The organism is Phocaeicola paurosaccharolyticus JCM 15092 (genome assembly GCF_000613805.1).
In the GTDB taxonomy this organism is placed as follows: Bacteria; Bacteroidota; Bacteroidia; order Bacteroidales; family Bacteroidaceae; genus Phocaeicola; species Phocaeicola paurosaccharolyticus.
In genome coordinates, this window is sequence record NZ_BAJR01000006.1 from 119,194 (window position 1) to 132,315 (window position 13,122).

General features: G+C 38.9%; 6 protein-coding genes and 1 pseudogene. 5 read left to right on the top strand and 2 right to left on the bottom strand.

Features of this window, described 5'->3' with window-relative positions; genetic code table 11:
• The first annotated feature begins 3 nt into the window (after window positions 1–3).
• The 5 genes from JCM15092_RS04845 to JCM15092_RS04865 all read left to right on the top strand — a co-directional run bounded on the left by JCM15092_RS04845 (window position 4) and on the right by JCM15092_RS04865 (window position 10,119).
• Window positions 4–2,331, top strand: coding sequence for a beta-N-acetylhexosaminidase (locus JCM15092_RS04845; protein WP_024993674.1), 2,328 nt, complete (start codon window positions 4–6; stop codon window positions 2,329–2,331).
• 16 nt (window positions 2,332–2,347) lie between these two features.
• The gene (locus JCM15092_RS04850; RefSeq protein WP_024993675.1) at window positions 2,348–4,387 is read left to right on the top strand and encodes a glycoside hydrolase family 20 protein; all 2,040 of its coding nucleotides are present in this window, start codon (window positions 2,348–2,350) and stop codon (window positions 4,385–4,387) included.
• 11 nt (window positions 4,388–4,398) lie between these two features.
• Window positions 4,399–6,648, top strand: coding sequence for a GH92 family glycosyl hydrolase (locus tag JCM15092_RS04855; protein WP_024993676.1), 2,250 nt, complete (start codon window positions 4,399–4,401; stop codon window positions 6,646–6,648).
• Window positions 6,649–6,650: 2 nt separating this feature from the next.
• Window positions 6,651–9,158 carry a beta-galactosidase GalB gene (galB, locus tag JCM15092_RS04860; RefSeq protein ID WP_024993677.1) on the top strand — a complete coding sequence of 836 codons (2,508 nt, stop codon included), beginning with the start codon at window positions 6,651–6,653 and terminating at the stop codon, window positions 9,156–9,158.
• 256 nt (window positions 9,159–9,414) lie between these two features.
• Complete coding sequence (locus JCM15092_RS04865) at window positions 9,415–10,119, top strand: TIGR02757 family protein (RefSeq protein ID WP_024993678.1); 705 nt, start codon at window positions 9,415–9,417, stop codon at window positions 10,117–10,119.
• 73 nt (window positions 10,120–10,192) lie between these two features.
• On the opposite strand, the pseudogene JCM15092_RS14990 reads toward JCM15092_RS04865, so the two are convergent.
• Both JCM15092_RS14990 and nagB read right to left on the bottom strand, forming a co-directional pair.
• Window positions 10,193–12,180, bottom strand: a pseudogene (locus tag JCM15092_RS14990) (glucosamine-6-phosphate deaminase).
• Between the two features lie 8 nt (window positions 12,181–12,188).
• The gene (gene nagB, locus JCM15092_RS04875; RefSeq protein ID WP_024993679.1) at window positions 12,189–12,980 is read right to left on the bottom strand and encodes a glucosamine-6-phosphate deaminase; all 792 of its coding nucleotides are present in this window, start codon (window positions 12,978–12,980) and stop codon (window positions 12,189–12,191) included.
• Window positions 12,981–13,122: the final 142 nt, after the last annotated feature.

Genomic DNA, 13,122 nt, shown 5'->3' on the forward strand with positions numbered 1-13,122 from the left:
ATTATGAAATTTAATTTATTGTTTTCAGGGCTTTTCGCATCGGTCCTGACTTTGACCTCTTTCAATGAGGCTTTTGCTACGAATGTAGATTACAGAGTAATTCCTATGCCGCAGAAAATTGAGGTTGTGGAAAATCAAAAACCTTTTACCTTAAATAAGAAGAGTGTCATAAGATATACTAAAGGAAATGATAAGCTGAAAAAAGATGCAGAGTTCTTAAGCTCTTATATTAAAGAGGTTATCGGATTGAAACTATCAGTAAAGGCAGGTAATGCTTCAACAGGAATTAATCTTATTGTAGATAACAAGATAGATAATAAAGAGGGTTATATCATAGATGTTAACTCATCGTCTATCACAATAAAAGGTGGTTCTGAGGCCGGAGTTTTTTATGGCATACAGACTCTACGTAAATCGCTTACTCCCGGAATTAGCAAATCTGTAGAGATGCCTGCAGCCCATATTGAAGACTATCCTCGATTTGCATATAGAGGTGCTCATCTTGATGTGTCAAGACATTTCTTCCCTGCAGATTCTGTGAAGAAGTTCATCGATATGTTAGCTCTTCATAATGTTAACCGTTTTCATTGGCATTTATCAGATGACCAAGGATGGAGAATTGAGATAAAGAGCCGTCCGGAACTTATTACTAAAGGATCAGAGAGAAAAGAGACCGTGATAGGGCATAACTCTGGAAAATATGATGGAAAACCTTATGGAGGATTTTATACTCAGGAACAGGCAAAGGATATTGTAAAATATGCAGCTGAAAGAAATATAACAGTGATTCCTGAGATTGACATGCCGGGACATATGCAGGCAGCTCTTGCTGCTTATCCTGAGTTGGGATGTACAGGTGGCCCATACGATATTTGGACTATATGGGGTGTTTCCGACAATGTGTTGTGTGCGGGGAATGATGCCACACTGAAGTTTATAGATGATGTTCTTGGTGAGATTGTACAGATGTTTCCTTCAGAATATATTCATGTAGGTGGTGATGAATGTCCTAAAGATCAGTGGAAGGTTTGCCCCAAATGTCAGGCTCGTATTAAGCAGTTGGGCATAGTTTCAGACGAAAAACATACTGCAGAAGAGAAGCTGCAGAGTTATATCATTTCTCATGCAGAGAAATTCCTTAATTCAAAAGGAAGACAGATAATTGGATGGGATGAGATTCTTGAGGGAGGTCTTGCTCCTAATGCTACCGTTATGTCATGGAGAGGTGAAGGTGGTGGCATTGAAGCAGCTAAACAGGGACATGACGTAATCATGTCTCCGAATACTTATCTCTATTTCGACTATTATCAGACAAAAGATAAAGAGAACGAACCTTATGCTATCGGAGGATACCTTCCTGTTGAAACCGTATACAATTATGAGCCTATGCCAAAATCACTTACTAAAGAGGAGCAGAAGTTTATAAAAGGTGTTCAGGCAAACTTGTGGACCGAGTATATCCCTACATACTCACAAGTGGAGTATATGGAACTTCCTCGTCTTGCAGCTCTATCAGAGGTACAGTGGTCAAATCCAGAAAATAAGGATTATAAGGATTTCTTGTCCCGTTTGGTACGTTATATAGAACTTTACAAGGTGAAAGGATACAACTATGCAACCCATATATTTGATGTCTTTGCTGATTTCACTCCTAATACAGATAGTGGAAAACTTGACATCACACTCTCTACTATAGATGACAGTCCGATATATTATACTTTGGATGGAACCGATCCTACAGAGAAGTCAAACTTATACCAATCAGTTCTAAATATAGACAAGGATTGCACATTCAAGGCTGTTTCAATACGCAAAGGTGTTAAGAGCCGTACTGTAACTGAGAACATAGGAATGAGCAAGGCTAGTATGAAACCTATTACAATGCGCCAACCTATAAACAAGCAATATGAGTATAAAGGGGCAGTGACATTGGTTGATGGTCTGAAAGGTAATGGAAACTATAAGACTGGCAGATGGATTGCTTTCTATAAGAATGATCTGGAAGCAATAATCGACTTAACAAAAGAGGAAGAGATATCGAAGGTAGACTTTACAACATGTGTTGAGAAGGGTGACTGGGTTTTCGATGCACGCTCTGCAGAGATTCTTCTTTCGGATGACGGAAATGTATTCAAGACTGTTGCTGAAGAAAACTATCCTGAGATGAATGAGAGTGACAGAAATGGTCTTTATAACCATACAATCTCTTTCCCTGCTGAGAAGGCTAAATTTGTAAAGATTAAAATAGCTCCTGAGCACAAAATCCCTGAGTGGCATGGTGGAAAAGGTAACAATGGTTTCCTGTTTATTGATGAGATAGAGATCAACTAATATTTGCATATAGGATATGAGAAAATATATAATCTATATTCTTCTATTTATATGCACAATAACTTATGGCAGTAGTAAAATGTCTGTCATACCGGTGGTAAAAGGTGTTGAGCGGATAGGTGGAAATTTTGATATGTCACTCCTTAAAGGGGTGACCATATCAGCAGACTCTTATGAGACAGATTTGCTCTATGATTACCTTTTATCATCTCCATTGAAACTCTCAAAGAGCTCTTCAAATAACGGTGTTCTTACATTAAGAAGAGTAGATAAAGTGAATGGATGTGACTCACCTGAAGGGTACTCTCTTCGAGTGACTAAGAGAGGGATAGATATTGAAGCAATATCCGGTGCCGGGCTCTTCTATGGAGTGCAGACACTTTTACAGATGAGTTACGGTAATAAAAAGATTCCATGTGTAGAGATAACAGACTTGCCACGATTTGAGTATCGTGGTCTTATGCTGGATGTGTCCCGCCATTTTTTTGGAAAGGATTTCCTCAAAAAGCAGATAGATGCTATGGCATACTATAAGCTTAACAGACTTCATCTGCATCTTACCGATGCTGCTGGGTGGAGGCTGGAGATTAAGAGATATCCACTTCTGACAAGTTTTGCAGCATGGAGAGACAGACCACTTTGGAAAGATTGGTGGAATAATGGCCGTCTATACAAGAATGAAGGAGATACGGGTGCTTACGGAGGATACTATACTCAGGAAGATATAAAGGAGTTGGTAGCATATGCACAGAAGCATTTTATAACTATAATTCCTGAGATTGAGATGCCTGCACACTCTGAAGAGGTTCTCACTGCCTATCCTGAGCTTTCATGTACTCATGTTCCATACAAGCAGTCTGACTTTTGTGTGGGAAATGAGAAGACTTTCGAGTTCCTTGAAAATGTACTTACTGAGGTGATGGCTCTTTTTCCATCTGAATATATCCATGTTGGGGGAGATGAAGCAGGAAAACTTTCATGGGGAGATTGCGAACTATGTCGCAAGAGGATTAGCGATGAGAAGCTGAAAGATAATAATGAACTGCAAAGCTATCTTATTCACAGAGTAGAGAGGTTCCTTAACTCCAAAGGAAGAAAGTTACTTGGATGGGATGAAATTCTTGATGGCGGACTTGCTCCTAATGCTACTGTGATGTCATGGAGGGGTGTTGAAGGTGGATTAAAAGCAATTGAGGCTGGGCATAAAGCTATAATGACACCTGGAGAGTTCTGCTATATAGACTCTTATCAGGATGCACCCGACACACAGCCGGAAGCAATTGGAGGTTACCTACCTTTGGAAAAGATCTATTCTTATAACCCTATTCCTGAGAACATCTCAGAGGAGAAGACGGATTTAATTTATGGTGTTCAGGCTAATCTATGGAGTGAATATATACCTACTGAAAAGGATGTGGAAAGGATGGTCTACCCTCGGCTGCTGGCTCTTGCCGAGGTTGCTTGGAGCGACCCCTCACATAAGGATTTCATAGATTTCCGCAAAAGAGCAATCAAAGCGGTGGACTTCCTGAAGTCAAAAGGATATTTCCCTTTTGACCTTAAAAACGAAATAGGAAATAGAGTAGAGGCTAAGAAGAGAATAAAACACCTTGGCTTAGGTAAGAAAGTCATATATTTGCCTAAGGGGAAATATTATAACGGATATACAGCCGGTGGAGATAGTGCGCTTGTTGATGGCATTCGAGGAGGGTGGTCATATACAGATCATAGATGGCAAGGATTTATTGATACTAATGGTCTTGATGTTGTTATAGATTTAGGAAAAGAGAAAAAAATAAAATATATAGGGGCCGAGTTCATGCAAATATGTGGCCCTGAGCTCTTTTTGCCAGCAAATGTGCATATTTCTGTTTCTAATGATGGTAAAGAGTACAGAGTGATAAAGGATATTGCCAATGAAGTGGTCAAAGATGATAAGGTGACATTCAAAAATTTCTCTTGGAGAGGAAAGATGAAGGCAAGGTTCGTACGTTACCAGGCTGAGCGTGGTAAGTTCGGAGGATTTATATTTACAGATGAAATTCTAATAAAATAGTCAAACATATTATGGTAAGAAAATTCACATTAACAGTCAGTGCTTGTGTTTTTGCAGCTTTCTCTGCATTTGCACAAAAGAGCCCTGCCGATTATGTCAATCCATTTGTGGGCACAACAAACTATGGTACCACTAACCCTGGTGCAATAACTCCAAATGGCTTAATGTCAGTGACACCATTCAACGTGATGGGGTCGGATTTGAATAATAAAGATAAAGATAAGTCATGGTGGTCGACTCCATATGAGTTTAATAATAAGTTCCTCACAGGCTTTGCCCATGTGAACCTTAGTGGGGTGGGATGTCCTGAACTGAGCTCGCTGCTGCTCATGCCGACAACAGGAAAGCTGGATGTGGACTATCATAACTATGGTAGTTTGTACAGAGATGAGATTGCAACTCCAGGTTTCTATCAAACTATTTTGGGAAAGTATAATATCAAGTGCGAGCTGACTGCTACACCTAGAACTAGTATGGCTCGATTTACATTCCCGAAAGGTCAGAATAATATCCTTCTGAATCTTGGCGAGGGCCTTACAAATGAGACAGGAGCTTCAGTGAAGTTCGTAAACGATAGAGAGATTGAGGGAAGTAAACTTTTAGGAACATTCTGCTACTCCACACAATCTGTATTCCCTATCTACTTTGTGATGAGGGTTAATAAATTATCCGAAAAGAGTGGATACTGGAAGAAGATGCGTCCTATGGAGGCTGAGGCTGAATGGGATGAGACCGCAGGAAAATATAAACTATATACATCTTACAGAAAAAATATGAGCGGTGATGATATAGGTGTATGGTTCTCTTTCAACTCAGATAAAGAGGAGGTGGTAGAGGTAAGTATGGGTGTTTCATTCGTAAGTATTGAAAACGCTCGCCTTAACCTTGACAAAGAGCAGCCTTTCGGTACTACCTTAGATAAATTGCGTCAACAGGCAAGAGACAGATGGAACGAGGATCTCTCAAAAATAAAGATTGAGGGGGGTACTGAGGAGCAGAAAGGTGTCTTCTATACTGCACTTTATCATACACTTATACATCCAAACATACTTCAAGATGTAAGTGGGCAATATCCTCAGATGGAGGGTAATAATATCCTTACAACAAATCGTGACAGATATACTGTATTCTCATTATGGGATACATACAGAAATGTACATCAGCTTATTACTCTTATATATCCAAAACGTCAATTGGATATGGTACACACAATGCTGGGTATGTATAGAGAACATGGATGGTTCCCTAAATGGGAACTCTTTGGACGTGAGACTTTGACAATGGAAGGTGATCCGGCTATCCCTGTTATTGTGGATACCTGGATGAAAGGTCTGAAGGATTTCGATATAAAAGAGGCATACAAAGGTATGTACAAATCTGCTACTACACCAGGTAAGGATAACCTTCTTCGTCCGGATAATGATGAATACATGAAAAGGGGATATGTGCCAATGGAGAGTCAGTACGACAACTCCGTTTCGCATGCTCTTGAGTATTATGTTGCCGACAATGCACTCTCTACACTTGCCGATAAATTGGGAAAGAAGGAGGATGCCAAACTGTTCCGTAAACGTGCATTAGGATATAAGAACTACTACAGTAAAGAGTTTGGTACATTGAGACCTATAACAAAAGATGGTAAGTTCTATTCACCTTTTAATCCAAAAGAGGGAGAAAACTTCCAGCCATGTCCTGGCTTTCATGAGGGTAGTTCATGGAACTATACCTTCTATGTGCCTCACGATATAGAAGGACTTATAAAGCTTATGGGTGGTGGAAAGAATTTCGTAGATAGATTGCAGAGTGTATTCGACAATGGTCACTATGAACCTACAAATGAACCGGACATAGCATACCCATATCTATTCAGCCGTGTTAAAGGTGAGGAGTGGAGAACACAGAAGATGGTGAAGAAGCTTCTTGCTGAGAACTTTACAACAAAACCTGACGGCATACCAGGAAATGATGATACAGGTACCATGTCTACTTGGGCTATATTTAGTATGATGGGATTCTATCCTGACTGCCCCGGTGTTCCTGAATATACATTAACAACTCCTGCTTTCGATAGGATAACAATAGAGCTTGATCCAAAATATTGGGGAAAAGATAAACTTGTATTAGTGAAAGAGGGTAATGGTGACTATATAAAGTCTATAAAGTTTGATGGAAAGACTGTTAATAAATTTAGAATTAGCCATGAGGAGTTGATTAAGGCAAATGTTATTACTTTTGTAACAACAAACAATATTAATAAATAATTATGAAGAACATTAAATGTTTACTTACCGGTATTTTTGCTGTCTCAATGACTTTTTCGTTGAGTGCGCAGGTAAGAACGGAGCAAACACTTGAAAAAGGCTGGAAGTTTACGCGCCAGGATAAGACCGAGTTCTCTTCTCCTGATTATAATGATGTAAAATGGCAGTCTGTTACTATTCCTCATGATTGGGCTATTTATGGTCCTTTCAGTATCAATAATGATAAGCAGGAGGTGGCTATAACTCAGGATGGTCAAAAAGATGCTATGGAGCATGCAGGACGTACAGGAGGGTTGCCTTTTGTCGGAACAGGATGGTATAGACTTACATTCGATGTACCAAACTATACCAGCGGTGATAAGGTTGAACTGCTATTCGACGGTGCAATGAGTCACGCAAAAGTATATGTCAATGGTAGTGAAGCTGGCTATTGGCCTTATGGATACAACTCTTTTGTTATTGATGCAACGGCATTCATTAAAGGTTCTAAAGGTAATAAACTGGCGGTAAGACTAGAGAATGAACCGGAATCTTCACGATGGTACCCTGGTGCAGGACTATACAGAAATGTACATCTTATTGTTACAGAGGATTCTCATGTACCTGTATGGGGAACACAGCTTATAACAGATAAGGTGGACGAAAATATTGCTCGTGTTAACCTGAAGACTATCTGGAATGCGGCTAAAGGAAGCAATCTAGATGACTTTACAATAAAGACTGAGATAAAAGATGCTCAAGGAAAGGTAGTTGCATCTTCGTCGGATAAGTTGAGTAGATTCGACCAATCTCTCTTTGAACAGACTTTTGCTGTTGCGAAACCTAATCTTTGGTCTCCTGAATCACCTTATTTATATACAGCAAACTCTACTATATATCAGGGTGAAAAGGTTAAAGATACTTACACAACACGCTTTGGTATTCGTACAATAGAGATTATTCCAAATAAGGGATTCTTCCTTAATGGAAAGATGGTGAAGTTCAAAGGTGTTTGTAATCATCACGACCTAGGTCCTTTGGGTGCTGCAGTAAATAAGGCTGCTATCCGTCGTCAGATAAAGATAATGAAGGATATGGGTGTTAATGCCATACGTACTTCTCATAATATGCCGGCTCCTGAATTTGTTGAGGCTTGCGATGAGATGGGTATGATGGTTATGGCAGAATCTTTCGACGAGTGGAAGAGCGCAAAATGTGAGAATGGCTATCATAAGGTATTTGATGAGTGGGCAGAGAAGGATATTGTAAATCTTGTCCATCACTACAGAAATAATCCAAGTATTGTAATGTGGTGTATAGGAAATGAAGTACCTGATCAACGTAACCAGGCTAATGGCCCTAAGTTGGCAAGAATGCTTCAGGATATATGTCATCGTGAAGATCCTACTCGTCCTGTAACTCAGGGCATGGATGCTCCTGATGCTGTAGTCAATAATAATATAGCTGCTACTATGGATGTTGCAGGATTCAATTATCGTCCATTTAAGTATGCAGAGAACTACAAGAAATTGCCACAACAGATTATCATGGGCAGTGAGACTGCATCAACAGTAAGCTCTAGAGGAGTATACAAATTCCCTGTAAAGCGCGAGTCAATGAAGAAGTACGATGATAATCAATCATCTTCATATGATGTGGAACATTGCGGATGGTCAAACCTTCCTGAAGATGACTGGATTTGGCATGAGGATAACCCATGGGCAATTGGTGAATTTGTCTGGACAGGATTTGACTACCTTGGTGAACCAACTCCATATTATACTGATTGGCCAAGTCACTCTTCTCTGTTTGGTATCGTAGATTTAGCAGGTCTTCCTAAAGATAGATTCTATCTATACAGAAGCCATTGGAATAAAGAGTCAGAGACACTTCATATACTTCCTCACTGGACATGGCCGGGACGTGAAGGAGAGGTTACTCCAGTATTTGTGTATACCAATTATCCTTCGGCTGAACTTTTCATTAATGGAAAGAGCCAAGGCAAGCGTACAAAAGATTTGAGTGTCACTTATGAAAATAGTATGGATTCTACCTCTACAGCCAACTTAAAAAGACAGCAGAGATATCGTCTGATGTGGATGGATACCAAGTATGAACCGGGAACAGTGAAAGTTGTTGCCTATAATGAGAAAGGTGAGGCTGTTGCAGAGAAAGAGATTCGTACAGCTTCTAAACCTGATCATATAGAGTTGGTTGCTGACAGAACAGTAATAGATGCAGATGGAAAAGATCTCTCTTTCATTACTGTGAAAGTTGTAGACAAAGATGGTAATCTCTGTCCTGATGCACAGAACTTAATAAAGTTTGATGTTAAGGGAAAAGGTACATACAGAGCCGGTGCAAATGGGAACTCAATATCTCTGGAACTTTTTCATATGCCACAGATGAAGGTTTTCAACGGAATGATGACAGCTATAGTGCAGAGTTCTGAAGAGGCTGGAAATATTACTCTTAAGGCAACAGCCAAAGGTTTGAAACCTGCTGTTATAACTGTCACTACCAAGAAATAGTTGTCGAGACTCTTGTATAGATAGAAATAGCTTTGGCTATTCTTATCACCTGATAGGTAATCATTGCTAAGAACAAACTATTTTTTATTTATAATAGGACTGTTTGATATACTTTCCGATAATCATTAGTAATTTTACTGGTGAATATATAAAGGAAGTAGTATCAGACAGTCTTTTCTGATTACTATCATTAAAATTAAAATCCTTAGCCTTATTCATAAAAAATAAATCTATTTAATATACAGCTATAATAAATATGGATTTAAACAGAGAAGAAATTGACAGATTTTTGGTGGAATATGCAAATAAATATCACACAGAATCATTCATAAAGGATGACCCGGTGCAGTTCCCACATAGATATACTAAGAAACAGGATATTGAGATAAGTGGATTCATAACAGCTTTCCTCAGTTTTGGAGCACGTCCTCAGATATTAAAGGCTGCCGATAGGGTAGATGTTATAATGAATCACTCTCCTCATGAGTATGTCTGTGGTGAGAGTTGGAAAGTTGACTTTGTAGGTACAGACTCATTTTACCGTACAGTGCCTAAAGACAAGATGCGCGAGATATTCAGCTGGCTTAATGACATATATAGCAGATATGAGAGCATGGAGGATGCTTTAAAAGATCAGAAAGGTAATCCTATGGAAAGGCTCTGTACATTATGGGGGGTAACCACTAAGTCGCCACAAAAGAAGGTCAATATGTTCTTGAGATGGATGATAAGAAGAGATTCTCCTGTTGATTTCGGGATATGGCATTCTTTCTCACCAACAGAACTTATCATACCACTCGATACTCATGTGAGCGATATGTCATTCCGATTAGGACTTACAAAGAGCAAATCGTATACGCTGAATAATGCAAAAAAGATAACCGTTGAGCTTGGTAGACTATTCCCTGAAGATCCTTGTTTAGGTGACTTTGCTCTCTTTGGCTTTGGAGTTAATGAATAAATAAATCCCTGACTTCAGTATATGAAGACAGGGATTTGGTCGATTTAATTAGAAAAGTTAGGTTAGGTTTTTATTATAGAGGAATGTATTCTACAAAAGCTTCCATGGCTTCATAACAAGCAAGGCCAAGCTGATCATATAGTTCAGCAGTACCTCTGTTTCGATCTTCACTACGCTGCCAGAATAGACGTTCGTCATTTCCTAAGAATGGAGCACTTTCCATCTGAGACTGATGTTTCAAGATTGAAATACGTTTTGCTCTCAACTCTTCAGGACTTAATGGAACAGCCATCTCAATATTTTCAATTTCCCACTCAGCCCAAGCGCCACGATACATCCATATGCGGCAATCTTTAAGCCATTCAGCTTTAGCCTCTTTTTCAATATCAATTGCCGCTAAGACAGCATCAGTACATACTCTGTGAGTTCCATGAGGATCAGCAAGGTCACCGGCTACATATATCTGATGAGGCTTTACTTCGCGGATCAATTTTAGTACTTTATCAATATCTGCTTCGCTTATAGGGCTTTTTTCAATCTTTCCTGTTTCATAAAAAGGTAAGTCCAGGAAGTGGCATCGGTTTAATGGAACCTGATTAAAAGTACAAGCAATACGAGCTTCACCACGACGAATAAGACCTTTTATTGTAAGGATATCGCATGAATCTATATCACCCTCCTTCTTCTCAGCGAGAAATTTCTTAATCTCAGAATACTTATCTTTGATGCATTCATCTTTATTATCTCCAAAGATCTGGTTGAAACCATTAATAAAGTGCATGAATCTTTGAACCTCATCATCACCAACTGCAATATTTCCTGAAGTTTCGTATGCTACATGAACTTCATGACCTTGTTGTACAAGACGACGTAATGTTCCACCCATAGAGATAACATCATCATCCGGGTGTGGTGAAAATACAAGTACTTTCTTTGGAAATGGTTTTGCTCTCTCAGGACGGTATGTGTCATCGGCATTTGGCTTACCACCTGGCCATCCAGTGATAGTATGTTGAAGATCATTGAAAATTTTTATGTTTACATTGTATGCAGAACCATATAGTGCTAGCAATTCACTAAGACCATTTTCGTTATAGTCCTTGTTTGTTAGTTTAAGAATAGGTTTTTTCAGTTTCAGGCATAGCATACTATAGCACTACGTACAAGTTTGTCGTTCCATTCGCAGTTTGTTACCAACCATGGACGTTGAATACGTGTCAGGTGAGCTGCAGCAGGAAGGTCTATACAAACAGATGCATTGTTATGAAGTTGGATATAAGATGCAGGAAGAGTGTCTGATATCTTATCTTCTATGGCACTCTTTATAATATCAGATTTTTCATCACCCCAAGCAACTAAATATACCTTCTTGGCAGCCATGATAGTTGCTATACCCATTGTTATAGAGCAAGGAGGTACAACATCAAGTCCAAGGTTGTGAGCTGCCTCTGCTTTGGAAGTATTATCGGTAAGTATAAGTCGTGTTGTAGAACTTAGTTGAGAGCCTGGTTCATTCATGGCAATGTTACCTTCACGGCCGATGCCCATAAGAACTATGTCCAATCCACCCATCTGCTGTATACGCTCTTCATATAGACGGCAGTAGTCTATCACATTCTCTTGAGCAATAGTACCATCTGGGGTGAATATATTTTGCTTATCTATGTTTAGGTTGTCAAGAAGAAGTTCGCTAAGCTGTGCAAAGCTGCTGTTTACATTCTCCTTAGCCAATGGATAATATTCAAAAAGGTTGAATATTACCACATTGTGGAAACTTAGTTTTTCCTCTTTGTGTTTTCTTACTAATTCTGCGTAAAGTAGGCGTAGAGAAAGACCTGTACCCGCGCCTATTACACAGTATTTACCTTCTTGTTGACGCTGTTTTATTTTTTCAGCGATTTCATTAGCTATAGATTCAACTCCTTCCTCTACAGTTTCATAAATATAGGTGGGAGCTTTTTCAAATCTTGTTAGTACTGATCTCTCTACAGCGTTTTCCGGTTTGTAATATTTTGTAGATACTCTGTTAAGAGATATCTGCGAACTTAGATTTATTCTCATTAGGTTTTTTACAAGTTATCTTTTTCTATATCCTTAAAATATTTGTAGGTTGCTACTTTTAATTCATCTGTTGCTGCTTCGTCGCACACAATTATACCATGCTGATGAAGTTGTAATGCACTGATAGTCCACATCTGAGTGATGCCACCCTCAACAGCATGCTGTAAAGCACGAGCTTTGTTATGACCGTTGCAGATAATTAGAACTTCTTTAGCACTTAAAACAGTACCTACACCAACTGTTAACGCAGTCTTTGGAACTTTGTTTACGTCATTATCAAAAAAACGTGAATTAGCTATTATTGTATCTGTTGTCAATGTCTTAATACGGGTTCTTGAAGTAAGTGAGGAGCCTGGCTCGTTGAATGCGATGTGCCCATCAGGACCTATACCGCCGATGAAAAGGTCAATGCCTCCTGCAGCCTCTATTCTCTTTTCGTAATTGTTGCACTCCTCTTCAAGGTCGGCAGCATTTCCATTGAGAATGTTTACATTATCTTTGTTTATGTCGATATGGCTGAAGAAGTTGTTCCACATAAATGAGTGATAACTTTCCGGATGATCTTTTGGTAGATTCACATACTCATCCATGTTAAAGGTTATAACATTCTTAAATGAAACTTTGCCCTCTTTGTTTAATTTAATAAGTTCTTTATACATGCCTATAGGTGATGACCCGGTAGGTAGACCCAGAATAAATGGTTTATCCTCTGTGGAATTAGCTCTGTTGATCTTTTGAGCGACGTAGTCTGCTGCCCACTTAGATAGTTTCTGGTAATCACTTTGAATAATAACTCTCATTTAGTACCTCCATTCTTTATTTTAGTATATATTGCAAATATATAAACTATTTAGAATAATGCCAAAGTGATGATAAATTTATTTAATAATTTATAGAGCGATATTAAAGAAATGATTTATAAATATTGAGAATATATTAAAA